Source organism: Erythrobacter sp. A6_0, from assembly GCF_017744235.1.
GTDB lineage: Bacteria > Pseudomonadota > Alphaproteobacteria > Sphingomonadales > Sphingomonadaceae > Qipengyuania.
Genome location: NZ_JAGHQR010000002.1, coordinates 636705 through 660432 on the forward strand (window position 1 = coordinate 636705; position 23728 = coordinate 660432).

A 23728-nucleotide genomic window follows, 5' to 3' on the forward strand; every position below is an offset into this window, starting at 1 on the left:
CGGATCAGGGCGCGCCCGTCTCGTCTTCGGGTGGGTCGAGCGTCCATCCGGCCTGCATGACCGGCCCGCCGACGTTGAGGATCGGGGCGACACCGGCTTCCTCCAAAATTTGCGCCGCAATGGCGCGGGTTTGGCTCGTTCCCCCGGTCAGGCTGACCGGCTGTCCCCGGCGCGAAGCGGCCCACGCCACGAGATTGAGCGCAACGCGGCCTGCGGCGGTCAAATCCTGACCGTCGAAAGCGATCTGGGGAAGCGCGAGCAGCGGAGGCTCGATCCGCACGGTCCAGTTCGGCGATGCCGCCTGGATGCGCGCCTCGAGCGCACGATAGGCCGCGAGCCCCGCCCCCGGAAGGCGCGCCGCGCGCACCACGGCCCGGCGCGCCTCGCGATCCACGGTGACGTCGCTCGGATCGGTCCCGGCAATCAATGCCACGCGCTCGACGAGCAAACGGGTTTCCTCGTTCAAGGCCTGCTGGCTATCCTCACGCGCGCGGAGCAGCTCTACCGCCTCCGCCTCGGCCCCCGTGCCGACCCTGTATTGAGTCAGCGCCAATTCCACCGGGCGATGCAATTGGCTGGCGAGAGCTGCCTCACTGTCCGCTTCGGCGGCGGGGCGCGGGCTTGGAGTCAGGATTGTCGCGGACACGGTCACCGGATCCGCATCCAGATCGAAATCGATATTCGTCAGTCTTGCGTCGGCACCTGCTTCCGCCAGCACGGTGGTACGGATTACACGCGCGGCGTTGGTTTCCCAGACGATCTGTCTGAGCGAGAAGAACAGGGGGACGGCCAGGCCGATGAACACTGCGATGATCAGCGCGGTCTGCCAACGAGTCTGCTTTTCCGACAGGCGCGCGCTGAATCCGTAGATGCGGGCCATGATCGTCGCCACCAGCGCGATCGTCATGAGATTGGTGACGTAAAGCAGCAGCGCGCCGGAAAAGACGGTCCAGTTGGCAGTCGCCAGGCCGAAACCCACCACGCCCAGAGGCGGCATCAGCGCGGTCGCGATGGCGACGCCCACGATCGTACCCTCGCGCCCCCGGATCATCGAGTATGCGCCTGCGAGGGCGGAGAATACCGCCACGGCCAGATCGAACAGATTGGGCTGCGTGCGCGCGGCGATTTCCGGCGTCACGGTCTGCAGGGGGGATACGAACACGATCAGCGCAGTCAGCGCCACGCCCAGCACCGTGCCCGCCGCCAGCGCCACCGCCGATCCGCGCAGCCAGCTATAGTCCCCGATCGCCAGAGCGAAACCCGCACCGATGATCGGCCCCATCAAGGGCGCGATCAACATGGCGCCGATCACGACGGCCGGCGAGGACAGTAACAGGCCGAGGATCGCGATCCCCGCCGACATGGCCAGCATGAAGAGATAGCGCGGCGAGGTATAAGCCTCTTCGCGCCGCTTTTCGATCACCGCTTCCTGATCGACCGTCTCCAGCACCGCGACCCGCCACCACCGGCGCCAGGTTTCCAGCCGCGTGTTGACGATCCGGTCCATCCAGCCCGAAGGCGTGGGATCGGAATTGGCCGCCGCTGCGTCGCGCGTATCTGTTCGGTTCGGCGCGCTGGCCATCGATGCTCCCTACTTGCCTTCGACCGGCCCGATCCCATAGATTGCAAAAGATACCAGCGGCAAGACGAGACGCAGTCGCAGGACAGAGAAAGCCGATCGGATCGCGGCAGCCGTTTTATTTGCATAACACACTTGCACGCGCCATAATGGGGTAAAGGACGAATTCATGGCCGACACGCTCAACACCGAAACCTCCGGCACCGCCGCCAGCCCGGTGGCCACCAAGACCGAACCCGCCTTCGATCTGACCCCGCCCGATCCTGTCCCCCAGGTCGCGCCGGAAAAGGCCGCCGGGCTCGTTCCCGTCAGCGACGAGGTCAAGTCCAAGCTCGACACCAAGGTCGACGGGTTCGTGGCCGACCTGATCGCGTCCGATGCCAATTCGCCCGAATTCGGCAAGAAGGTCGATCAATTGACCAATATGGGCCGCAAGGAAATCATGGCGGCGGCGGGCATGTCCAACCGCTTCCTCGACCGGCCGGTGCGCGCGATGGACAAGGACGAGGGCGTGGGCGCCAATCTGGCCGAACTGCGCCGCGTGGTGGAAGATCTCGATCCCGGCAAGCGCGGCAAATTGTCGGGCACCCGCAAGATCCTCGGCATCATTCCGTTCGGCAACAAGCTGACCAATTATTTCCGCAGCTATCAGAGCGCGCAGACGCACATCCAGTCGATCCTCTCCAACCTCGCCAGCGGCAAGGACGAGCTGATCATGGACAATGCCGCGATCGACGTGGAGCGGCAGAAATTGTGGGAGGCGATGGGCAATCTCGAACAGATGATCCACATCTCCAATACGCTCGATGCGAAGCTGGAGGAGAAGGCGGCGGAACTCGACGCCACCGATCCGGCCAAGGCCAAGGCGGTGCGCGAGACGGCGCTGTTCTACGTCCGCCAGCGCACGCAGGATCTGCTGACGCAGATGGCGGTCAGCGTGCAGGGCTATCTCGCGCTCGATCTGGTCAAGAAGAACAATGTCGAGCTGGTGAAGGGCGTCGATCGCGCCAGCACCACGACGGTCGGCGCGCTGCGCACGGCGGTTACGGTGGCCGAAGCGATGACCAATCAGCGCCTCGTATTGGGCCAGATCACCGCGCTCAACGAAACGACGGCAGGGATCATCGACAGCACGAGCACGATGCTTCGCGACCAGACGGGCATGATCCACGAACAGGCCGCCGCCAGCACGATCCCGCTGGAAACGCTCCAGCGCGCCTTCCAGAACATCTACGACACGATGGACGAGGTCGACCAGTTCAAGCTGCGCGCGCTCGATTCGATGAAGCAGACCGTCACCGTGCTCAGCGACGAGGTCGAAAAATCGAAGGGCTATATCGCCCGCGCCGAAGGCCAAAACCAGGCCCAGCGTCAGGTCGCCGAAAGCGGCCTGTTGAGCATCGAAGGATAAGATGGCGGACCTTACCAGCCAGCATGACCGTCTGATCGCCGACGCGAAAAGCCTGCGCGACGACAACCGCACGGGCGGGCGCCATCGGCGCGCGGTCTCGAGCCGCTCGATCGGCGAAGCCTCCCGCAAGGCCAAGCGCGATCTGTGGGTCAAGCGCCTGCGCAATATCGCGATCGCCCTCTTCGCGATCTGGGCCACGGCCGGGGTGCTGGGGATCGTCCTCAACGGCATCGGCTTCGTCGGCGTGATGGCGCTCATTCTGGCGAGCGTGGTCGCAGTGGCGGTGCTGGCGGGCTATCCCAAGGCGAAACCGCCCAAGCGCGCCGATCTTAACAAGGGCGATGTCGGCCAGATGGTGACTCGCACCGAGTTATGGCTGGAAGCGCAGCGCCCCGCCCTGCCCGCGCCTGCCGCTGCTCTTGTCAGCGATATGGGCGTCCAGCTCGACGCGCTGGGCCTCCAGTTGCAAGGGCTCGACCAGAACCACCCAAAGGCACGCGAGGTCCGCAGACTGGTGGGCGAACAGCTACCCGAAATGATCGACAGCTATCGCAGGATACCCGCCAATCTGCGCACGGAGAAGCGCGCCGGAGCGACGCCGGACGAGCAGCTGACTGACAGTCTCGCCAAGATCAGCGGCGAAATCGATTCGATCACGCGCCAGCTTGCCGAAGGTTCGCTCGACGATCTGGCGATCAAGCACCGCTATCTCGATTACAAATTCGGCGAAGGGGCAGAGACGAGCCCGCAATTGGAGAACCGGACCTGATGCGTGTGCCTATCGCCCACCAGCTTCCCAAGGAGGAAGTCCGCCGCCGCTTGAGGGAACGCAGCCACGAAATCGCCAGTTTCGTGCCCGGCGGCATGGCCGACGTCAAAACAGACTGGCCGCATGAAGACCGGATGGACCTCTCGGTTCGCGCGATGGGCCAGGGTATCGATGGGCGCGTGCTGATCGAGGATCACGAGGTGGTGTTCGAAGTCGACCTGCCCCCCGCGCTTTCTTTCGTAGAGCCGATGATTGCCGGGGCGATCCGCGACAAGGGGCGCAAGCTGCTGGCGCCGAAGTAGCGCTTCTAACGGATGTCTCGGAAAAAAATCCCCGCTCTTGGAACAAACTCAACAGTCCATCGCTGAGGAAGATTGCGCGCGGGTGGGCTGCGCCATCGGTAAGCAGGCGCTCGTCAGACGTTTGCAAAGTGGTTGCTGGCATGCCGCTAGGGCTTTGTTCGCGACACTGGAGGGGCTAGACAGAATTTCATGGGTCGTACGGGTCGTTCCGATTTGAGAAGCGTGCTGAAGCGCGAAACCGCGTCGATGCATGATACGCTCGATGGCACCATGGGAGAGGAGGCGATCGCCTCGCCGCGCGATTATGCGCGCTTCCTCATGGCGCAGCATCGCGCGCGCAAACCCATCGAGGAATGGGTCGAGCGCAACCTTCCCGCCCATGCCGCCCCCCCGGCGCAGGCTACGCTGATCGAAGCCGATCTTGCGGCGCTGGGCCAGACGATACCCGTGCGGCACCACGGTTTCTCCCTGCCGGAAAACGCAGATCCCATCGGGCTTCAATGGGCGCTGGCGGGATCCTCGCTCGGCAATCGGGCCATGCTCGCGCAGCGGCGCAAGCTCGGACTGGACGGGCCGGAAGCTTTCCTGTCGGACGGGGCCATGCCCGCCTTTTTCAAGAAGTTGCGTCCCGAACTCGAAGTAGAGGCCGATCCCGCGCGCGCGCGCCGCGCCGTGCTGGCCGCCGAAGCGGTTTTCGCTTGCTTCCTCGACGCGCTCGAACCAGTGGCCGAAACGGCATGAACGAACATGTCGATCTCGACCCGGTCGATCTGACCAATTGCGACCGCGAACCGATCCACCAGATCGGCGCGATCCAGAATTTTGGCGCCCTGATTGCAGTCACCACCGACGGCATGATCGCCCATCGCTCGGCCAATTTCGCGGAAATGCTGTCGCTGTCCGAGCCTCCGCAGATCGGGACGCAGTTAAGCGCGCTGTTCACGCCCGAAGCCATGTCCGCGATCGGTCGCGCTAGCGGAATGCTGAACGATCCGGAAAGCGTGGAACGGCTCTTCGCCGTGCATCTGGTCGGCGGCAAAGGGCCGTTCGACTGCGCGATCCACAACACCGACGGGTTGACCGTCATCGAGTTCGAGCCGAGTGCGTCGGACGAGATGGACCGGCAGTTGCGCAGCCTGCAGCCGATCCTTCGCCAGCTCGAACGCTCCGACGATCTGCTCGAACTGTGCCAACAGGCCGCGGATCGTTTGCGCGACCTGCTCGGCTTCGACCGGGTGATGGTCTATCGTTTTCAGGCCGACGAGAGCGGCGCGGTTATCGCGGAATCGGTCGAAGAAGGGTATGACAGCTTCCACGGCCTGCGCTATCCGCGCACCGACATTCCCCAGCAGGCGCGGCGCCTTTATCTGCGCAATCGCTTCCGCATCATCAGCGATACGCTGGCCGAACCGGTGCCGATCGAACCGCAGATTCGTGCCGAAGGCGAACCGCTCGACCTGTCGATGAGCACGCTGCGCGCGGTCTCGCCCATCCATATTGAATATCTGATCAATATGGGCGTGCGCGCCTCGCTCTCGATCTCGATCGTGATCGACGGGAAGCTGTGGGGTCTGTTCGCCTGCCACCATTACGCGCCCAAAGTCCTGCCCTATTCGCTGCGCACGGCGGCGGAGTTGTTCTCCGAGCTGTTTTCGCTGACAGCCGAGCGCACCATCGGTAAAGAGCGCGCCTCCGTCCAGGACGCGGGCCGAAGCCTGCACGATCAGTTGATGCGTGCCATCGCCGGCGGCGAAGCTCTGGTCGAAGCACTCCCCACGCTGCGCCCGATCATCAAGCGCGCAATCCCGCATGACGGGATCAGCGCCTATGTCGATGGCGAATATCGCGCTCTTGGCGCTGCGCCGGACGAATCCGAATTCATGGCGCTCATGCCGGCACTCAATTCCTCCGCGACCAGCCGTACGATCGCGTCGGACAGTCTCGTGAAGCGCATACCGGCAGCGGCCGCCTTCGCCGACCGGGCGGTGGGCGCGCTGATCATCCCGGTTTCACGCAGTCCGCGCGATTACGTGATCCTGTGGCGGCGCGAATTGAAGCAGACCGTCACCTGGGCGGGTAATCCGGAAAAGCCGGTCGAATTGGGGCCGAACGGGGCACGGTTGACGCCGCGCAAGAGCTTCGAGGCGTGGCAGCAATCGGTCACCGGAAAGAGCGCGGAATGGACCGAGATAGAGCTCGGGCTCGTCGAAAGCCTGCGCGTGACGCTTCTCGAAGTTATCCTGCGCGTCACCGACGAACTCGCTACCGAGCGGGCGAAAGCCCAGCGCCAGCAGGAATTGCTGATCGCGGAACTCAATCACCGCGTGCGCAATATCCTCAACCTGATCCGCGGCCTCATCAACCAGTCGCGTCACGAGGCGGTGAATGTCGATGAATTCGCGCGCCTGATCGGTGGGCGGATCAACGCCCTGGCAAGCGCGCACGACAACATCACCCGCGAAAACTGGTCGCCCGCCTCCGTCACCGAACTGATCGAAACGGAAGCGGAAGCCTATGTTTCGGGCAAGCTCGACCGGATTTCGATTGTCGGGGACGAAGCCCTGGTCTCGCCCGAGGCCTACACCGTGTTGGCACTGGTCATTCACGAGATGATGACCAATTCCGCCAAATACGGCTCGCTTTGCGACAAGAGCGGAAGGCTTTCCGTAGAAATCGCCTGCGATGAAAGCGGGATGACGATCTGCTGGAAGGAAACCGGCGGCCCACCCGTGCGCGCTCCCGAACGCCGCGGCTTCGGCAGCACCATCATCGAAAAATCGATCCCCTTCGAATTGAACGGACGTGCGGAGCTCGATTTTAAGCTGTCGGGCGTCGAGGCCGAATTCTGGATCCCGGGTCGATTCATTACTCACAAGGGCCGCATCGATGCGGCTTCCATGGCGGAAAGGGCGCGACCCAACCGCAAGGATACCGGCATGCAGGGCGAAACCATCGAAACTCTCCCCTCACGCGTGCTGTTGGTGGAAGACGGCATGATCATCGCCATGGACACCGAAGAAACGCTGCGCGATCTCGGTGTCGCCGAGGTGACCATCGCTGCGAAGGTGTCGAGCGCTCTGAAGGAGCTGGAGGCCGAGAGCTACGATCTCGCCGTGCTCGACTACAATCTCGGCACCGAATCGAGCGAGCCTGTGGCGGTGAAGCTGAACGAGTTGGGCGTGCCTTTCTGGCTCGCGACCGGTTATGGTGAGATGGCCGACAGGCTGGAAGAGATCGGCGCTCTCGGCGTGCTTACCAAGCCTTACGGCAAGGACGAGCTGCGCCGCATGCTCGGCAAATATTCCGAAATCGCCAAAGGCTAAACCCGTCGAGATGTATCGGGCCGGGTCAGGTCATCGCCCGGTCCGGAAGAAGTCCTGCCGCCAGCCGTAACGTGCGGCGACCGGTTCGCCCTGCGCATTGCGAGCCGGATTGAAGCGGATCCGCTCGACCACCAGACGGCAGACCAGCGCGTTGGTCTGGGCATCCGGTCCGGGCTCGGCCACGCTGCAATCGGAGGCGCGCCCGTCTGGGCCGACGGTGAAGACCACCGTGACCGACGTGCCCGCCCGCGCGTCGCGGCCACCCGGCGGAGGCGGGAAATCGCGCACCGCGTCGATCGATCCGGACCGCACGCTCGGCCGTGTGACCGGTCCGCCGCCATCGCCGCCACTGCCCTGCCCGCTGCCCGAACGCCCGCTGCCCGTGCCAAGGCCACTGCCCGCAGCGCCCGTGCCATCACCGTCTTGCGTTGCGCCCGAGCGGGTTTCGATGCCTGTCGAGGACGCGCGGGGCGCGGGCGGATCGCGCCGCAGGGGCTCCGGCGGAGACGGCGCGGTAACGGGCTGCGGCACTGCATCGCGGCCGGGATCGCCCTGCGCGCCCTCGGCAGCCGGCTCTTCGTCGTCCTCCTCTAGCGGCGGGGGCGGCGGCTCTTCGGGGGTCGTGACCGTCACCGTGAAGGCCGACACGACGGAACGCTCCACAGACTGGACCGCACCCGGCGCGAGCGCACGGATCAGGCCGTAGAACAGCGCGACATGGATGACCGCCACACCGGCGATCACCCAGGGATTGGGCTTGCGGCGCGTGGCGCTGAAAGGGGTTGGACTGTCCGACACGCTAAGACGAACGCCCCGCAATGCGGCTGCGTTCCGGAACCGTTATCGCGTTCAGAAAGCGAAACGGCGGCCCTTCCGAAACGGAAAGGCCGCCGCTCTCGCCACGCACGAGGCGGGACGTGTTCGCTATTTAGAACTCGTAGCTCACGCCGAGCTGGATCTTCCACAATGACGACGAGACGCCGATGAACTGGTCACGCAGGCCAACCGTGTTGCTGGCCGCATCGTATACGCCGCCGCCGGGCGAGTAGACGTAACGGCCCTGGCTATCGATATTGCCGCGAACCAGCGCTTCGGAATACCCATACGAACGCCGGACATTCGCACCGCTATCGATCAGGTTCAGGAAGTTGTCGAAGTCCACGAACAGGCGCAGGCTGTCGTCACGCACGCCAAACACGCTCATCGGACCGGGGATTTCCTGGCCGAAACGCAGGTCGAGATCGTAATACCAGTCATTGCGGCAGCTGTTACGCTCCACCGTCTGACCGCGGAAATCGTTCAGGCAATCGTTGGCCGAAACGAATTGATCCACCGCATTGGCGAAGTTCGCATTCGAGAACACCACGTTTGGATCGTTCGGACCGGTCGGCACATAAAGCAGCGAGTTGAAATTGCCGCTCGCGCTGTCGTTGAATACCGAGCTCGACGCGTTCTGGAACACGATCGAATACGGACGGCCCGAGCTCGCGCGGAACACGAAGCCGAAGCTCGTGTCGTAATCGCCGAAGAACGCCTCACGGAAGTTGAGCGCCGCCGAGATGTTGTGACGGTTCTCGAACTCGCCCGTCGCAACGGCGACCTGCTGACGATCGGCAGCGGCAACAATGTCGAAGCTCGACGTCGCGGTGGAGCTGTTCGAATAGCGATTGTTCTCCGCATCGGTGTAGGCATAGCCGATGTTGAAATTGACGCCGCCACCATCGGTGAACAGGCCGCGATTCCAACGCTTGCTGAGCACGACCGAAGCGATCTTGCTTTCGAAATCCTCGCCATTGGTGAGCTGGATTTCATCGTCGCGGCTGGTGTTGAAGCAAGGTGCTGTGACGTTCGCGTATTGCGGCGGGCGCCCGCCCTGGTTGAGGAGAGTGGCGTTACAGCCATTCGCCGTCGGATCGATCGCACGATAGATCGGGCGGCCATCCACGCTAAAGCCGTTGAGGCCGAGGCGCGTGTCGACGACCTGGGACAGATCGACGAAGTCCACCGGGTTCTGGAAGCGGCTGTAGATGAAGTCGAGGTTCAGGCGCCAATCGGCGAAGAAGCCGGTCGGCGTGCCGAACTCGGTCGAAAGACCGAGATTGGCGCGCCACACGGTCGGCTGCTTGAAGCTCGGATCGGTCGACTGCGTATCGGCCAGGCCGCGGGCTGACTGCGCCGCCGCATTGTTGACGACGCAGGCCGGAACGCCGGTGAAGGTGTTGCCATTGGTCACGTCGGCACGGCTGCCCACGAAGCAATTATCCCGACCGGTCTGGCCGAAGCCGACCGCGAAGCCGTTGTTCGAGAACGCGTTGGAGAAGTACACCGCCGGATCGCCGCCGGTGAACCGGCCGACGCCGCCCTTGATCTGCGTGTTGCGGATGAAGCCGTCATTATAGACGTCGTAGGTCAGGCCAAGCCGCGGGAGCACGACCGGATCGATCTTGCCGAAGCTGTTGGCGTTGGTGAAGCCATACCGATTGAAGAAGGCGGGGTTGGCCGCCGGAGCGTCACCCGACAGCCATTCGACGCGCACGCCGGCCACAAGGCCGAGCTGGTCGGTCGCCTGCCATTCGTCCTGGGCGTAGACGGTCCAGGTGCGGCGCTTCCAGTTCGCTGCGGCATCGTTGATGTCGCCGCTCGCCGTGAAGTTGCCGTAGGCGCCCGCCGCTTGACCCGCATTGATGGCATCGCCATCGGGGAAGGTGTTGGTGCCGCCCGCCAGCACACCGTTGGCGAAATCGTCGAGATTGGTGAAAGTAAGCGTGCCGGTGGAGTTCTGCGCGAACAGGTTGAACACGTCGAGCTCGTTGAATTCGCCACCGATCGTGATCGTGTGATCGTCGGCGTTGATCCGGCCAAGCGCCTTCAGCTGGGTGACGGTGGTCTTGAGATCGTTCGCGGCGCGCGAGAAACCTGGGCCAGCCAAGATCGAGCCGTTATTCCCGTTATTGTTCACACCGACGACGAAGCGCGGCATCGGCATGTCGCCTTGCGCTTCGCCGCCACCGACGGGGCCCTGGACGTCCTGCACTTCGGCGCGGCTGGCGCGGATTTCCGTGGTGAAGGTGTCCGACCAGTCGGAATAGAGGCGCAGCGAGTAATAATCGCTGGTCGTGCCTTCTTCCTCGAAGCTGTTGAGGCCAGTGAAGACACGGTTGTTGAGCGAGAAATCGTCTTCTTCGACGTTGATTTCCTCGAGCCGCTGATAGGTCGCCTCAAGACGCTGGTTTTCGGTGATGTAGGCGTCGATACGACCGAAATAGCGCTGGCTGTTTTCGGCCAATGCCGTCGCCTGTCCGCCGCTTTCGAAGCCATACACGCTGCTCAGGATGTCGGAGAAGCGGTCGAATTGCGCCTGCGTCACGAAGTCGACTTCGTTGGCGAAGCCCTGGCCCGGCAGGCCGGTCAGCTGGCTGTCGCCGAGATCGGTTTCTTCATAGCCGAGGAAGAAGAACAGGCGATCGCGGATGATCGGACCGCCGAGAGTGGCACCCCAGCGCTTCTCTTCATACGGAGCACCGTCGAAATTGGTGCCTTCGATGCTGTCGCCCTGCAGGCTGTCATCGGCATAGGTGAAGAAGGCAGAACCGTGGAAGTCGTTCTGGCCCGACTTGGTGACCACGTTGATCGCACAGCCGGTGAACTGGCCGTACTGAACGTCGAACGGCGCGAATTCGACCGAGGTCTCGCGGATGGCGTCGTAGGGAAGCGGCAGCGAGTTGCGGCTGGCGAAGGGCGTGCCGTTGAGGCCGAACAGGTCGGATTGGGCGATACCGTCAACCGTGAAGGCGTTGGTACGGTCGTTGCCGCCGAGGCAGGATACGCGATCGACTTCATTCGAACGGTCGAGGCTGACGCGCGGATCGATGCGGATGATGTCGCGGATGTCGCGGCTGATCGAGGGGAAGGCTTCGATGGTTTCTTCACCGAAGGACTGGCCCGGACCGATGGCACGCTGGCTGAGCTGGACGCGCGCGCCGGTGACGACGATCACGTTTTCCGCAGCGGCAGTCGCAGCACTCGACAGCGAGAAGGTGAGCTGGCTGTTGCCCTGCAGGTTGATGAAGACGTCTTCGACCGCCTGACCTTCGTAGCCGGGCGCAGTAGCGGTGACGGTATAGGGGCCACCCGTGACGAGACTATCGACACGGAACGATCCGTCGGAACCGACGCTGAGCGTGCGGCTGGTGCCGGTGCGAGTGTCGGTGACGACGACCTGCGCGCCCGAAAGCGGCGTGCCCCCTTCGTCGGTGACGAAGCCTTGCACACCGGAGGTGATCTGCTGGGCGGCGGCGGGCGTGGCGACGAGGGCGGCGCCGGCGGTGAGACTGACGACGGATGCGGCCAGCAGATATTTCATCTTCATGGATTATCCCTAACTCGGAAGCGAAGAAAGTTCGGATCGAAAAACGGCGAAGTGCGTTGTTGCGAATCCCCCGCTAGGCGGGGTTCGTGACGTCCAAGCTATCGTTTTATGACAGCGTGATTACAAGATCGCGTGCTAAGTTACCGCATTGCAGCAGAGCCGCTAAGGCCCTGCAAATGCGCGGTTTTCTGGTGTGCCTGAATCGCAACACTGAAAGATTTTTACAAATGTCGCGGCGAGAAGTCGCTCCCACATGCTGCAATGCAGCAAGTCAGGCCAGATTGATCTCGCGCAGGCGCTGCATCAGAAAATCGTGGCTGGAGATCGGTTCGGGGCCGGTTTCGCCGCTCTTGGCATCGACACAGGAGTGCAGCGTCTCGATCACGTAATCCGGCCGAAAATGCAGGAAGAACGGCATGGAATAGCGCGCGCGATAGGCCGCCTCGCCTGTCGGATTGACGACGCGGTGGGTGGTCGAGCGAAGGCGGCCATTGGTCAGCCGATCGAGCATATCGCCGATATTGACGACGAGCGCGCCCTCGGGCGGATCGACCGCCAGCCACTCGTCTTCGGTGGTCAGCAGTTCCAGCCCCGCTTCTTCGGCGCCCAGCAAAAGCGTGATCGTGTTGATGTCGCCATGCGCGGCGGCGCGGATCGCGCCTTCGGCCTCGGCACCTTCCAGTGGCGGATAGCGCAGCAGGCGCATCACCGAATTGCCGTCCTCCACAGTGGCGGCGAAGAAATCGCGCGGCAGGTCCAGATGGAGCGCGATCGCTTCCAGAATGCGGCCCCCCGCCGCTTCGAACGCGGCGTAGAGCTCCGAAAAGGTTTCGCGGAAACCTTCGACCTCGTCCGGCCAGACATTCGGCGCCATGAATTCGGACAGCGCATGGCCTGAGGGCAGATCGCGCCCGACATGCCAGAACTCTTTCAGATCATGGACTTGGGCGTCCTTCGCCTTTTCCGTCCCGAACGGCGTATAGCCGCGCGCGCCGCCGCCGCCTTCGATCTTGTACTGCCGCTTGGTCGCATCGGGCAGCGCAAAGAAAGCCTTCGACATCTCTTCCGCCCGCGCGATCAGATCCTGCGGGATGCCGTGATCGCGCACCACGCCGAAACCGTATTCGGCGAAGGAGCGGCCCAGCTCGTCGGCGATTTCTTCGAGCGGGCGGGCAAGCGATACGGAAGCGATCTGGGACATGATGCGTCTCTAATGGGTCGGTCTAATAGGGAAGGAACAGGCCGGCGAGCGCGGCGCTCATCAAATTGGCGAGCGACCCGGCGGCCAGCGCGCGCAGGCCGAGCCTGGCGATGACGGGACGCTGATTAGGGGCAAGCCCGCCGGTCACCGCCATCTGAATTGCGATCGAGCTGAAATTGGCAAAGCCGCACAGCGCGAAGGTGACGATGGCGCGGCTGCGCTCCGTCAGCGCGGCCGCATCCAGCGCGCCCAATTCGATGAAGGCGACGAATTCATTGAGGACGATCTTGGTCCCGAACAGCCCGCCCGCGATCTGCGCCTGGCTCCATTCGGGTATCCCGATCAGGAACATGACCGGCGCGAATACCCAGCCGAGCACCATCTGGAACGAAAGCGCTTCATAGCCGAACCAGCCGCCGACCACGCCGAGCAGGCCATTGGCGAGCGCCACCAGCGCCACGAAGGCGAGCACCATCGCGCCCACTGCGACTGCCAGCTTGACGCCGGTCTGCGCGCCTTGCGCGGCTGCCTCGATCACATTGGCGGGGCGATGCCCTTCCTCGAAGGTTTCGGCGACCTCGACTTCGTGCGCCTTGTCGCCCTCGGTGATGGCGGCGGGCCCATCGCCGCTGATGCGCGTTTTGGGAAGGCTCAGCTCGCCTTCGGCTTCGGGCGAAGGCTCGCCGTCATCGGGCATGATGATCTTCGCCATCAGAATCCCGCCGGGTGCCGACATGAACGCGGCGGCGAGCAGGAAGGGAAGGTATTCGGGGCCGAGCAATCCGGCATAGGCGGCGAGAATCGTGCCCGCGACGCCGGCCATCCCCACCGTCATCAGCGTGAACAGCCGACTGGGCGCCAGCGCGGCGAGATAGGGGCGAACCACCAGCGGGCTTTCCGACTGGCCGACGAAGATGTTCGCCGCCGCGCCCAGCGATTCGACTTTGGAGATACCCGTCACCCAGCCGATCGCTCCGCCGACCCAGCGTACCACGCGCTGCATGATGCCGAGGTGATAGAGGATGGAGACGAGCGCGGCGAAGAAGATGATCACCGGCAGCGCGGCAAGCGCAAACGTGTTCGACAGCGGATTGTTCTCCGCCGCGCCGAACAGGAAGGCCGTGCCCTGATCGGCATAGGAAAGCAGCGCCGCCACCCCGTCCGACATGCCGCGGATGACCGCGCGCCCGCCGCTCGTCGCAAGCACCAGAAACGCCATCAACGCCTGCAGGGCGAAGGCGGCCGCCACCACGCGCAACCGGATGCGCCGCTTGCCGGTCGAAAGCAAGAAGGCGATGGCAAGGATCGCAACGATGCCGAGCAGGCTGAAGACAATGGGCGGCATGCGGGCCTTTCGCGCAGAGGCTGGAGCGGTGACTGGAATCGGGTAATTGCGGATGAAACCGACCGCTCTCTTGCGCGCGAAGCCGCGTTAGTCAATTTCGCGACCCTAGAAGCACACACAAACGTAGCCCCCATTTTCGGAGTCCCGCGCCATGAGCGAGCCGCACAACACCGCCCGCGCCAATGCCGCCAGCATGCCCTTGGGCCTGTTCGTCTATACGTTGCTCTATGGCGGGATGACGGTGCTGGCTGGCGTGCTGGCGTTCAAACAGGTGCGGTTGTGGCCGACCGATCTTGCGGTGGAGGCGGGCATTTTCGCCTTTCTTCTGCTCGTCGCGATCTCGAGCACTATCGCCCAGCTCTATGGCGAGAAGCTGGCCAAGCGGCTGGTCTGGTTCGGCTTTCTTCCCTTGGCGATATCGGCGGGGCTTATCCTGCTGGTGCTGCAATTGCCCGCCGCGCCCGACATGGTTCAATATCGGGGCGAGGACCTCGCCGCGTTCGAGCGCGTGCTGGCGCAGACCCCGCGCATCATGGCAGCGGGCCCGGCGGCCTATATCGTCTCGCTGCTGCTGAATGTCTGGATCTTCTCGCGCCTCAGGGGCGATGGAGAAGGCGGCACCATCGCGCTGATGATCCGAGGTGCGATCGCGTCCGCGCTCAGCCAGGCGATCGATTCGGTGATTTTCGTGACGCTCGCCTTTTACGGCCAGTTCGACATCACTCCGCTGCTGATCGGACAGGTGATCGCCAAAGTCACGCTGAGCGTGGTGCTGGTGCCGTTCCTGATTACCGGCGGCGTCGCCCTGGCGCGGTGGCTGGATCGGGACCTCGATCGGCGGGCTTGAGGGCAGTTCGCTCGACCGTGATTTTACGCTCTATTGCGCAGTCACGTTCTCGATCAGTCGTTCATCCAGCCTGTCACCGTGCAAAACGGAAACATCCCCGGTCGTCTCGAGGACCACGGCGTGTACCTTGTCGAGATCGAGCGCATTCGCCTCGCGCAGCTTGGCGATGACGTCGCTCTTCGCGACCCGCGTCGTATCAAGCGCGTCTTCGCAGAACTGACCGTCCCGCATCAGGAATACGGGCGCGTTCTGCATCACGGTCTCTATGGTGTCCGAACTCCGGCGCAATTTCGCGGTGCCCCATTGGACGAAGAACAGGGCAGCCTGAGCGGCAAGGGACTGGCCGAATACCTGCCAGCTATCGGCGCCGGCGGCAGTCGCCAGTAGCGAGCCGAGCGCGATCGTCATGACGAAGTCGAAATTCGTCATCTTGGACAGCGATCTGAGGCCGTTGAGGCGGATCAATACCACCACCCAGAAAATGCCCATCGCGGCCAGGGCGAAGCCGCGGGCGACCAGATCGAGAAGCGTGTTTTCGAAGAACATGCCCGCTCAACGTCCAGAAGCGCAGGAGTGTCCCCTGATAATTGTTTGCCGCCGGATCAGGCCGAACAGCTCGCCCCGCCCAGTACGCAGAAGCGGGCGCAGTGCGGGTGATTAAGCGAGACCTCGCGCGAGGCTTCGGCAAGATCGCCGCCCATATCGAAACCGGGATCGTAGGGGATTAGCGTGCAGGCGGCGACGCGCGGCGCGGCTTCGCCCTTGCGGTGGACGACCATGCGGCTGGTCGCGCACATCACGTCCGCTGGCGATTTGTCGAGAATCGACCAGCAGGCGGTCGTGATCTCGGCGATGTCCTTGCTCTCGTCCATTTCGGGAAACAGCACCAGCCGCGCCGGATCGCGCGCATCGACGTGGATTCCCTCGCGCTCGAACAGGGCGGCATAATGCTGGCGCGCATCCGCCTCGCCCTCGCCCGGCAGCAGCCGCCCGGCGACGGCGAGCGAGAAGCCTTCGCGCGATAGCCAGCGCAGCCCGTCCATCGCGGCCTCCCAACTTCGGGGGCCGCGCTCCGCCTCGTGGACGGTCTGCGTGTGATGATCGAGGCTCACCCGCAGCGTCAGGCGGTCGCCATGCGCCTCGCGCAGCGCGACCAGCGCCGCCTCGTGCCGCCGCATCGGCTTCATCGCATTGGTCAGGACCAGCGCTTCGAAGCCGCGCCCGAGCGCATCGTCCAGCATGGCGAGCATGTCCGGATTCATGAACGGCTCGCCCCCGGTGAAGCCGATCTCGTGTGTGCCCATCCCGTCGATTTCGATCTCGTCGAGGAAGCGGGCGACGTCCTTCGCCGCGATATAGGCCAGCGCATCGTTGGTCGGGCTGCTCTCGATATAGCAGCTCGCGCAGGCGAGATTGCACAGGGTTCCTGTGTTGAACCACAGCGTTTCGAGCGCGGTCAGCGGAACATGCGCGCGCGGCTCGCCCTTGGCCGTCACCTCGGGATCGGAAAATTTCTCGACCGGCAGCGCCGCCGCCTCGACCGCGAAGGGCGATGGTCCGGTCGGCGCGTTACGGGATTTGGTGCTCGTACTCATGCGAAAATCCGTCTCACTTTGGCGACCAGAGCCGCGTATTTCTTGGGCAGCGATCCGAACACGGTCGGCTCCCACGCGCTGAAGGCGGCGGCCTTCGAAATCTCGCTGCGGGTCGGATAGGCGATGATGGCGCTGCCGAGAGCGAAAGTGCTCGTCTTGCCGGTGATCGACTGCGCGAGCGGGAGCAGCAATTCGCCCGCATTCACGCCTACCACGCTGGCGCCGAGGACTTTCTTGCCCTTCATCACCAGCTTGAGATGGCCGCTCGACGCCCCCTCGGCGACCGCGCGCTCGTTCTCGGAAAACTCCTCGCGCACCACCGTGATAGCATCGCCGTGCTTCTCGCGCGCGTCGCTCTCGGTCATGCCGACCTGGGCGATTTCAGGATCGGTATAGGTGCACCAGGGCAGCGCGGTATAATCCACCTTGGTCGGCAGGCCGGTGACGATTTCGAGCGCCACATTCGATCCCTCATAGCCCGCAACATGCGTCAGCCTGATCCCGTCGCGGCAATCGCCGATGGCGTAGATCGAGCGCAGGCTGGTGCGGCGCCGCTTGTCGACGGCGAAGCCGTTCCTGCCGAGTTCGAGGCCGAGCTCTTCCGCTCCGAATCCTTCCACGCGCGCTGTGCGCCCGGTCGCGATCAGCAGGTGGCTGCCCTCGACCGCCTCCGCGCCCTCGATCTCCAGACGGATCGATCCGGCCGCGCCCGACACGGCCTTTGCCTTCCGGTGAACGAAGCGCACGCCCCCTTCGCGCAAGGCCTCCACCATCACCGCCACGCAGTCGGGATCGTCGCGGCCCATGATGGCATCGGGCTCGATCACCGTCACTTCGCTACCGAGTCGGCGAAAGGCTTGCGCCATTTCCATCCCGATATTGCCGCCGCCCACGATCACCAGATGGCCGGGCTGCTCGTCCAACTCGAACACATTCTCGTTGGTGAGATAGGGCACCCCGTCGATCCCCTCGATCGGCGGGACGAAGGGGCGCGATCCGGTTGCAAGGACGATGCGGGGCGCTTGCAGCGTCCTTCCCGCGACTTCGACCGAGTGCTTCCCCGTCAGCCGCGCATGGCCCAGAATGACCTCGCAGCCCATCTCCTCGAACGTCTCGACCGAATCGTGATGCTCGATATCGGCAATCGCGCGCCGGACCTGCCCCTTTACACCGCTCCAATCGATTTCTGGCGGCGCGATCCTGACGCCCATGCTCTCGCCCTTGCGCGCCACCGCGGCGCGCTTGGCCGCGGCGAGCAGCGCTTTCGACGGCACGCAGCCATTGTTGAGGCATTCGCCGCCCATCTTGTGGCCTTCGATGAGGGCCACCTTCAATCCGAACAGCGCGCAGCCGCCCGCTGCGGTCAGCCCGCCGGCACCGCCGCCGATCACGATCACGTCATGTGTGAATTTCATCGCTTGTGGCCTACCCGATAAAGCTGGCAATGCGAACCGGAACCCGCACACACGCCAATAAGGGCCGCACACGATGAACCTCGAAAACTCGCAGGACTATTACGGCAAGGTTTTGGCCGGATCGTCCGACCTGAAGACCGATGCCTGCTGCACAATGGAAGCGCCCCCGCCCGAAATCCTGTCGGCGCTGCGCAATGTGCACGAGGAAGTGAAGGCGCGCTATTATGGCTGCGGCCTCGTCGCTCCGCAGGCGATTGCGGGCTGCCATGTGCTGGATCTGGGATCGGGCAGCGGGCAGGATGCCTATATCCTGGCCCAGCTGGTGGGATCGGAAGGCTCGGTCACCGGCGTGGATGCCACGCCCGAACAACTCGCCGTCGCGCGCGGGCACGAGGACTGGCACCGCCAGCGCTTCGGCTATGACAAATCGAACGTCCGCTTCCTCGAAGGCGATATCGAGAAACTGGGCGATCTCGACCTGCCGGAAGGGCATTTCGACGTCATCGTCTCGAACTGCGTGATCAATCTCGTCGCCGACAAACGCGCCGTGTTCGAAGCGGCGCATCGCCTGCTGAAACCAGGCGGCGAGCTCTATTTCAGCGACGTCTACAGCGAGCGCCGCGTGCCCGAAAACCTGCGCGACGATCCCGTCCTGCACGGCGAATGCCTGTCGGGTGCGCTCTATTGGGGCGACTTCCTGGCGCTCGCCAAATCCTCCGGCTTCCTCGACCCGCGCCTCGTCACCAGCCGTCCGCTCGGCATCGGCGACAAGGCGGTGCAGGAAAAGCTCGACGGTATCGCCTTCCATTCGGCGACGTATCGTCTGTTCAAGCTCGACGGGCTGGAAAGCCAGTGCGAGGATTACGGACAGGCGGTCCGCTATCGCGGGACGGTTCCGGGGCAGGAGCGCGTGTTCGAACTCGACGGCCACCACCATATCGAAGCGGGCCGGATGTTCCCGATCTGCGGCAATAGCTGGAAGATGCTGGCCGACACGCGCTTTGCCGAGCATTTCGACTTCTTCGGCGATTTCACGACGCATTACGGCGTCTTCCCCGATTGCGGCGTCGCCGTGCCGTTCGGCGCGACCGGGCCCGCATCCGACACTTCCGCGCCCACAGCCTGTTGCTGAAAGTCCTCGTAACCGGTGCCGCCGGCCTCTTGGGCGGCGAGGTCTGCGCGCGCCTTGTCGCGAATGGGCACCGCGTGACCGGGCTCGTCCATCGCAATCGCGATATCCGCGCCAATGACGGGTCGGACGTCGCGATCGAGACGCTGGCGGGCGATGTCTCGCAACCGCATTTCGGCTGGAGCGAGGCGGACTTCGCGCGGATCGCCCAGACGCACGACCTCCTGATCCACTGCGCTGCGACTGTCCGCTTCGATCTGACCGACGAGGAATACGACGCCGTCAACGTGGCCGGAACGCGCCACGCGATTGCGCTGGCGGAAGCGGGCGGCATGGCGCTGCTCCACGTCTCCACCGCCTATGCCTGCGGGCGTCGGGATGGGCCGATCGCGGAGGAAGACCCGCTCCCCGAAACGGGCTTCGCCAATGGATACGAAGCGAGCAAGGCGGCGGGAGAGCGGCTGGTGCGTGCCTCCGCGCTCGACTGGGCGATCGCCCGGCCCTCCATCGTGGTCGGCGCATCCGATACCGGGGCGATCCGTCAATTCGACACGACCTATGCCGCGTTCAAGCTGATTGCCGAGGGCCGCGTGCGGCACATGCCTGCGCGCCCGAGCGCAAGTCTCGACTTCGTGCCGATCGACCACGTTGCGCGGGGGATCGTCGAACTGGCCGAGCGGATGGAGGCGGCCAGGGGCGGAACCTATCATCTGGTTTCCGCCCAGCCTCTCGCGGTCGCGGACTTCACCGCGTCGATCGGCGCCTATCCCCATTTCCACGAACCGGAGCTGGTGCCGCCCGAAAGCTTCGACGCCGCTATGCTTCCCGCGCTCGAACGCCGTCTGTTCCGGCGCGTGGCGCGGCTGTACGCCAGCTATTTCCAGCGCGATCCGCACTTTGGAGACGATAATTTCCGCGCCGTCACCGGCCTCGCCTGCCCCGTGACCGGATCGGATTACATGAGGCGGTTGATCGATTACTGCATCGCCGCAGGTTTTCTGGCCGAGCCGGACGCTCAGCGCACGTCGGGGTAATGCTTCGCCATCCGGTCCCGCAGGCCGAAGGCCCATAGCATGCCGACCTTGAAATAAATCCAGTTCGCCTTCCACGGCCCCCATTCCGCGATCCGCCGGTCCGAAGTCTCGATCCAGCGGGGCACCAGCTTCACGCGACCCAGTGTCGCGAAGCGAACGCACAGATCCGCCTCTTCCATCACCGTATCGCCCGGAGTGCAGCCGCCGAGCTTCAGGAAATCGGCGCGGCGAAAGAACATCGCATGGTCGCCGAACAGGAGGCGTACGCCGCGCACGAACAGATGCGGGCGAGTAATCAGCGGCGCGTACCAGGTCTTGACGATATTGTGCGCGGTAGTGACCCAGCGGGTCTTGTCCGGCCCGCAAATGCGCGGCGTGAAACCCGCGAGCGCGATCCGCCTGTCCGCCAGCGTCTCTTCGATTACGGCGACCATGTCCGAAGGAGGTAGGGTGTCGGCATGCAACACGCAGACCAGATCGCCGCGCGCTTGGGCCACGCCCGCATTGATCTGGACCGCCCGGCCCCGTTCGCTCTCGATCACGCGCCACCCCGCCACACGCGCAATGGCTATGGAAGCGTCCGCGCTGCCGCCATCGACCATCAGGATGTCGGTGGGCGGGGGATCGAGCGCCGCCAGCCTTTCGACCAGAGCCGGCAAGGCCTTGGCCTCGTCCAGCACCGGGATGACCAGCGCCACGCTCACTGGCCTGACACCGCAGCGAAGTCCGGCCAACGGGCGAGATCGCCGGGCGTGTCGATATCGTCCAGCTCGGGCAGGACCGCAGGGCCGATCCCTTGCGCCGCGAGCCGCGCCAGCGTTTCGGCGAAGACCGTTTCGGTGCTCCACTCCATCTCCGCGAACAGGAACGGCATCGGGCGCGCCAGGCCGATCAGGTAATAACCGCCATCGCTCGCCGGGCCGATCACCACGTCGCGCTCCGCAAGCTCGCGCGCTGCGACGCGGAACAGTTCCGGCGTCACAGCCGGGCAATCGCTGCCGATGATGATGGCAGGCGCATCGACCCGCGCCATCCGCGCGCCGAGATCGCCCTCGCCCTGTTCGACGACGCGGACATCCTTGCCGAACAACTCGCCGAACGCGGCCATCTCGCCTCCGGTCACGCGCAATTCGAACGGCAGCCCGCTCGCCTCAACCTGCGCCACTGTATGGTTCAGCAATCGCGCATAGACCCGCGCCGCGCTCTCCTCGCCGATCGCCGGGATCAGCCGCGTCTTGGCCTTCCCCGGAACCGGCAAACGCGCAAAGATCGATATCGTGGGGGACGCCATGGATACGGCGATAGCGCCGCGACGGGGGCCACGCAAAGGCAATGCGGCGCGCCATTCGCCAAGGCTTCCCACGGTCCGGCTTCCAAAGATCGCGAAGGCGCGATACGACCGCGCGATGCCGACCATTTCGACTCCTTCCGGTCCTGTGGAACTGACCGAAAAGCAGTTCGATGCGCTCGATCTGGCCGCGCGCCATTTCAATACCAAACAGATCGCTCGCGACCTCGATATCTCGCCGCGCACCGTTCAGGCGCATCTCGATGCGGCGCGCCAGCGGCTCGGCGTGGCGACACGCGCCGAGGCGGTTCAACTCCTCCTCGACACACCGTCTGCTACTACATGTAGCGCGACACCAATAGTCGATCCGGCCCCGGAACTGGCAGAAACTCCGTCGCCGAGGGGTACTTTCGAATTCCACGACGCAGCCGCCTTCAGGGAGCCTGCGCCATGGGTCGAAGCGCCTCGGTCATTGTCGGACATCGAGCCCCGGCATCTGGGAAAAGGCATGCGGGTCCTGCTGATCGTGGCGATCGCAGCCCTGACGATGGTTCTTCTCGGATCGGGCCTGGTGGTTGCGGACGCGCTGGCGAGCATGCTCGGCTGATCGCGATCCCCTCTTCCGGCGATGCCATGCACGCTGGAGGAGATCATGTTGGACCTGCATCCCGACCGGGCTCGCTGCGATCGATCGGCGGCTTCCTTTCTCGCAACCACGGACGCCGATGGCAGCCGTGCGGCTCGCGCGGGCGGCAGATAGGGTCCGGATTCCATGCTTCGCAGCATTTCAGCCCGTCTCAATCGCCAAACATCGTTCGAAGCCAATCCGCTTCGGGACACGGGAAGCGGCCGATACGACGCCGATCATAATGGCGGTCTGCGTAACGCCTGCCCTTCACCGGCTGCGCGTTGCGGGGGACGGGTCGCCTACCTCGCCGAAAGGCTGAACGAGCTGGGGGTGGACAAACCTTCGGACACGGCGGCCTCGATACTTCGGCAATTCGGGTCGATCGCCGCCTTTACGTGCAGCGACGAAAGCGAGTTTCGCAGGATCCTCGGACAAGACGATGTCGTGAAGATCGTTCTGGCGACACGCGATCTGATCGAAGCGGGTCTGCGCGAACAGCTCGACAGGACAATTCTCGCTCCCGAAGATCCAGCCCTGCACCGCTACCTGGTCAGGCGGATCGGCCATCTGCGTCACGAAGTGCTGCTGGCCTTCTTCTGCGACGAGGCGGGAGGCTTCATCGCGGAAGAAACGCTCGCATCCGGCGTTCAAGACTCTGTCGCGATCTCGGCGAGGGTCGTCGTGCAAAAGGCGATGGCGCTCGACGCCCGCTCGTTCCTGCTCGTCCACAATCATCCATCGGGAACGCCCGTTCCAAGCGCACAGGACGAACGCGAAACGCGCGCCATCCAAGCGCTCGCCCAGAAGCTCGAACTACGATTGATCGACCATCTCGTCGTGGGAGGAACCCAGATACGCTCGGTCTTCGAAAGGATTTCTCGCGATGACTAGTCGGTCCAGCGCTCTGCGGGATGAACTCGCGGATGAATTTCGCAGCCAGAGCCCCGAAACTTCCACATTGGTCGCTCCCAGGGGACGGGCGGCGATCGGCAAAAACGTGACCAAGCGATCGCCCGAAGCGATTACGACGACGAACGAGGCCGAGCTTCGCCTCGCCGCCAAGCAGGAACTCGAAGCGCGCGCCATGCGGGAGAGATATCTTCCAGAGGATCTGTGCGACGGTGCGACGTGGAACATTCTCGTCGATCTCTTCGTCAATCGGCTGGAAGAACGGGACGTATCGATCTCGTCCTCCTGCCTCGCCGCGCGCGTGCCCACTTCGACGGCTTTGCGCCACATCAACGATCTGGTGCGCAGGGGCTGGTGCCGCAGGACCAACGACGCCTCCGATGGCCGCCGCTGCTGGCTCGAATTGACCGACACGGCGGTGGCAGCCCTCTCGGACTATTTTTCGAGAAGCTGACAAACCGCGTCGCGCCACAAGCCGTCCGCAATTGGCGGACACACTATGGGGCGGACATTGACTGCGCCGAAGCTTCCCCTTGTCGCTCGTGCCACGAGACTATTGGCTCGCGCCAAGCGCGCAACTCCCG

At 64.2% G+C, this 23728-nt stretch carries 21 protein-coding genes; 11 read left to right on the forward strand and 10 right to left on the reverse strand.

The features are described 5' to 3' along the window. Nucleotides 1-4 precede the first annotated feature (4 nt). Nucleotides 5-1582, reverse strand: a complete 1578-nt coding sequence (locus tag J7347_RS08725; RefSeq protein ID WP_209161680.1) for a DUF389 domain-containing protein — start codon at nucleotides 1580-1582, stop codon at nucleotides 5-7. Nucleotides 1583-1748: 166 nt separating this feature from the next. On the opposite strand from J7347_RS08725, the gene J7347_RS08730 reads away from it, so the two are divergent. From J7347_RS08730 to J7347_RS08750, 5 genes are all read left to right on the forward strand, one after another. Continuing rightward, on the forward strand, nucleotides 1749-2990 hold the full coding sequence (locus J7347_RS08730) for a toxic anion resistance protein (RefSeq protein WP_245173917.1): 1242 nt from the start codon (nucleotides 1749-1751) through the stop codon (nucleotides 2988-2990). A 1-nt stretch (nucleotide 2991) separates the two neighbouring features. Then, nucleotides 2992-3759 carry a hypothetical protein gene (locus J7347_RS08735; protein WP_209161681.1) on the forward strand — a complete coding sequence of 256 codons (768 nt, stop codon included), beginning with the start codon at nucleotides 2992-2994 and terminating at the stop codon, nucleotides 3757-3759. Then, nucleotides 3759-4061 carry a polyhydroxyalkanoic acid system family protein gene (locus J7347_RS08740; RefSeq protein ID WP_067684396.1) on the forward strand — a complete coding sequence of 101 codons (303 nt, stop codon included), beginning with the start codon at nucleotides 3759-3761 and terminating at the stop codon, nucleotides 4059-4061. The genes J7347_RS08735 and J7347_RS08740 overlap by 1 nt, the downstream gene beginning before the upstream one ends. Before the next feature lie 189 nt (nucleotides 4062-4250). After that, nucleotides 4251-4802 (forward strand): biliverdin-producing heme oxygenase, encoded by a 552-nt coding sequence (locus J7347_RS08745; RefSeq protein ID WP_209161682.1) that lies wholly within the window; start codon nucleotides 4251-4253, stop codon nucleotides 4800-4802. Continuing rightward, on the forward strand, nucleotides 4799-7384 hold the full coding sequence (locus tag J7347_RS08750) for an HWE histidine kinase domain-containing protein (protein WP_209161683.1): 2586 nt from the start codon (nucleotides 4799-4801) through the stop codon (nucleotides 7382-7384). The genes J7347_RS08745 and J7347_RS08750 overlap by 4 nt, the downstream gene beginning before the upstream one ends. 30 nt (nucleotides 7385-7414) lie before the next feature. On the opposite strand, the gene J7347_RS08755 is transcribed toward J7347_RS08750, so the two are convergent. The 4 genes from J7347_RS08755 to J7347_RS08770 all read right to left on the reverse strand — a co-directional run bounded on the left by J7347_RS08755 (nucleotide 7415) and on the right by J7347_RS08770 (nucleotide 14299). After that, nucleotides 7415-8182, reverse strand: a complete 768-nt coding sequence (locus J7347_RS08755; protein WP_209161684.1) for a hypothetical protein — start codon at nucleotides 8180-8182, stop codon at nucleotides 7415-7417. Nucleotides 8183-8312: 130 nt separating this feature from the next. Further along, a complete protein-coding gene (locus J7347_RS08760; RefSeq protein ID WP_209161685.1) occupies nucleotides 8313-11753 on the reverse strand; it encodes a TonB-dependent receptor in 3441 nt (1146 codons plus the stop codon). A 271-nt stretch (nucleotides 11754-12024) separates the two neighbouring features. After that, entirely contained in the window at nucleotides 12025-12954 is a 930-nt protein-coding gene (locus J7347_RS08765; RefSeq protein WP_067684390.1) for a 2-oxoglutarate and iron-dependent oxygenase domain-containing protein, read from the reverse strand. 22 nt (nucleotides 12955-12976) lie between these two features. After that, on the reverse strand, nucleotides 12977-14299 hold the full coding sequence (locus J7347_RS08770) for a nucleoside transporter C-terminal domain-containing protein (RefSeq protein WP_209161686.1): 1323 nt from the start codon (nucleotides 14297-14299) through the stop codon (nucleotides 12977-12979). Nucleotides 14300-14450: 151 nt separating this feature from the next. On the opposite strand from J7347_RS08770, the gene J7347_RS08775 reads away from it, so the two are divergent. Then, nucleotides 14451-15146, forward strand: a complete 696-nt coding sequence (locus J7347_RS08775) for a queuosine precursor transporter (protein ID WP_067684386.1) — start codon at nucleotides 14451-14453, stop codon at nucleotides 15144-15146. Between the two features lie 30 nt (nucleotides 15147-15176). Here J7347_RS08775 and J7347_RS08780 read toward each other — a convergent pair whose 3' ends face one another. The 3 genes from J7347_RS08780 to J7347_RS08790 are packed head-to-tail and all read right to left on the reverse strand — an operon-like array spanning nucleotide 15177 to nucleotide 18156. After that, complete coding sequence (locus J7347_RS08780; RefSeq protein WP_067684384.1) at nucleotides 15177-15692, reverse strand: YetF domain-containing protein; 516 nt, start codon at nucleotides 15690-15692, stop codon at nucleotides 15177-15179. Nucleotides 15693-15748: 56 nt separating this feature from the next. After that, the gene (locus J7347_RS08785) at nucleotides 15749-16741 is read right to left on the reverse strand and encodes a radical SAM protein (RefSeq protein ID WP_209161687.1); all 993 of its coding nucleotides are present in this window, start codon (nucleotides 16739-16741) and stop codon (nucleotides 15749-15751) included. Continuing rightward, the gene (locus J7347_RS08790) at nucleotides 16738-18156 is read right to left on the reverse strand and encodes an FAD-dependent oxidoreductase (protein WP_209161688.1); all 1419 of its coding nucleotides are present in this window, start codon (nucleotides 18154-18156) and stop codon (nucleotides 16738-16740) included. The genes J7347_RS08785 and J7347_RS08790 overlap by 4 nt, the downstream gene beginning before the upstream one ends. Before the next feature lie 73 nt (nucleotides 18157-18229). Between J7347_RS08790 and J7347_RS08795 the strand changes: the two genes are divergently transcribed. Together J7347_RS08795 and J7347_RS08800 are read left to right on the forward strand one after the other, a co-directional pair. Further along, nucleotides 18230-19288, forward strand: coding sequence for a methyltransferase domain-containing protein (locus J7347_RS08795; RefSeq protein WP_209161689.1), 1059 nt, complete (start codon nucleotides 18230-18232; stop codon nucleotides 19286-19288). Beyond that, the gene (locus J7347_RS08800; protein WP_209161690.1) at nucleotides 19282-20319 is read left to right on the forward strand and encodes an SDR family oxidoreductase; all 1038 of its coding nucleotides are present in this window, start codon (nucleotides 19282-19284) and stop codon (nucleotides 20317-20319) included. Before J7347_RS08795 ends, J7347_RS08800 begins: the two co-directional genes overlap by 7 nt. On the opposite strand, the gene J7347_RS08805 is transcribed toward J7347_RS08800, so the two are convergent. Together J7347_RS08805 and J7347_RS08810 are read right to left on the reverse strand one after the other, a co-directional pair. After that, nucleotides 20301-21017 carry a glycosyltransferase gene (locus J7347_RS08805; RefSeq protein ID WP_348521594.1) on the reverse strand — a complete coding sequence of 239 codons (717 nt, stop codon included), beginning with the start codon at nucleotides 21015-21017 and terminating at the stop codon, nucleotides 20301-20303. The two genes, J7347_RS08800 and J7347_RS08805, sit on opposite strands and share 19 nt — an antisense overlap. Nucleotides 21018-21019: 2 nt before the next feature. Continuing rightward, the gene (locus J7347_RS08810) at nucleotides 21020-21610 is read right to left on the reverse strand and encodes a TIGR04282 family arsenosugar biosynthesis glycosyltransferase (RefSeq protein ID WP_209161692.1); all 591 of its coding nucleotides are present in this window, start codon (nucleotides 21608-21610) and stop codon (nucleotides 21020-21022) included. Nucleotides 21611-21725: 115 nt separating this feature from the next. Between J7347_RS08810 and J7347_RS08815 the strand changes: the two genes are divergently transcribed. The 3 genes from J7347_RS08815 (at nucleotide 21726) to J7347_RS08825 (ending at nucleotide 23598) form a co-directional block, all read left to right on the forward strand. After that, entirely contained in the window at nucleotides 21726-22214 is a 489-nt protein-coding gene (locus J7347_RS08815) for a helix-turn-helix transcriptional regulator (RefSeq protein WP_209161693.1), read from the forward strand. A 351-nt stretch (nucleotides 22215-22565) separates the two neighbouring features. After that, a complete protein-coding gene (locus J7347_RS08820; protein ID WP_209161694.1) occupies nucleotides 22566-23126 on the forward strand; it encodes a JAB domain-containing protein in 561 nt (186 codons plus the stop codon). Further along, nucleotides 23119-23598 (forward strand): hypothetical protein, encoded by a 480-nt coding sequence (locus tag J7347_RS08825; RefSeq protein WP_209161695.1) that lies wholly within the window; start codon nucleotides 23119-23121, stop codon nucleotides 23596-23598. Before J7347_RS08820 ends, J7347_RS08825 begins: the two co-directional genes overlap by 8 nt. Nucleotides 23599-23728 lie beyond the last annotated feature (130 nt).

Excerpts from the sequence above, each read along its gene's own strand:
- J7347_RS08725 (WP_209161680.1), bottom strand. The coding sequence starts at position 1,582 with ATGGCCAGCGCGCCGAACCGAACAGATACGCGCGACGCAGCGGCGGCC.
- J7347_RS08730 (WP_245173917.1), top strand. The coding sequence starts at position 1,749 with ATGGCCGACACGCTCAACACCGAAACCTCCGGCACCGCCGCCAGCCCG.
- J7347_RS08735 (WP_209161681.1), top strand. The coding sequence starts at position 2,992 with ATGGCGGACCTTACCAGCCAGCATGACCGTCTGATCGCCGACGCGAAA.
- J7347_RS08740 (WP_067684396.1), top strand. The coding sequence starts at position 3,759 with ATGCGTGTGCCTATCGCCCACCAGCTTCCCAAGGAGGAAGTCCGCCGC.
- J7347_RS08745 (WP_209161682.1), top strand. The coding sequence starts at position 4,251 with ATGGGTCGTACGGGTCGTTCCGATTTGAGAAGCGTGCTGAAGCGCGAA.
- J7347_RS08750 (WP_209161683.1), top strand. The coding sequence starts at position 4,799 with ATGAACGAACATGTCGATCTCGACCCGGTCGATCTGACCAATTGCGAC.
- J7347_RS08760 (WP_209161685.1), bottom strand. The coding sequence starts at position 11,753 with ATGAAGATGAAATATCTGCTGGCCGCATCCGTCGTCAGTCTCACCGCC.
- J7347_RS08765 (WP_067684390.1), bottom strand. The coding sequence starts at position 12,954 with ATGTCCCAGATCGCTTCCGTATCGCTTGCCCGCCCGCTCGAAGAAATC.
- J7347_RS08770 (WP_209161686.1), bottom strand. The coding sequence starts at position 14,299 with ATGCCGCCCATTGTCTTCAGCCTGCTCGGCATCGTTGCGATCCTTGCC.
- J7347_RS08775 (WP_067684386.1), top strand. The coding sequence starts at position 14,451 with ATGAGCGAGCCGCACAACACCGCCCGCGCCAATGCCGCCAGCATGCCC.
- J7347_RS08780 (WP_067684384.1), bottom strand. The coding sequence starts at position 15,692 with ATGTTCTTCGAAAACACGCTTCTCGATCTGGTCGCCCGCGGCTTCGCC.
- J7347_RS08785 (WP_209161687.1), bottom strand. The coding sequence starts at position 16,741 with ATGAGTACGAGCACCAAATCCCGTAACGCGCCGACCGGACCATCGCCC.
- J7347_RS08790 (WP_209161688.1), bottom strand. The coding sequence starts at position 18,156 with ATGAAATTCACACATGACGTGATCGTGATCGGCGGCGGTGCCGGCGGG.
- J7347_RS08795 (WP_209161689.1), top strand. The coding sequence starts at position 18,230 with ATGAACCTCGAAAACTCGCAGGACTATTACGGCAAGGTTTTGGCCGGA.
- J7347_RS08810 (WP_209161692.1), bottom strand. The coding sequence starts at position 21,610 with ATGGCGTCCCCCACGATATCGATCTTTGCGCGTTTGCCGGTTCCGGGG.
- J7347_RS08815 (WP_209161693.1), top strand. The coding sequence starts at position 21,726 with ATGCCGACCATTTCGACTCCTTCCGGTCCTGTGGAACTGACCGAAAAG.
- J7347_RS08825 (WP_209161695.1), top strand. The coding sequence starts at position 23,119 with ATGACTAGTCGGTCCAGCGCTCTGCGGGATGAACTCGCGGATGAATTT.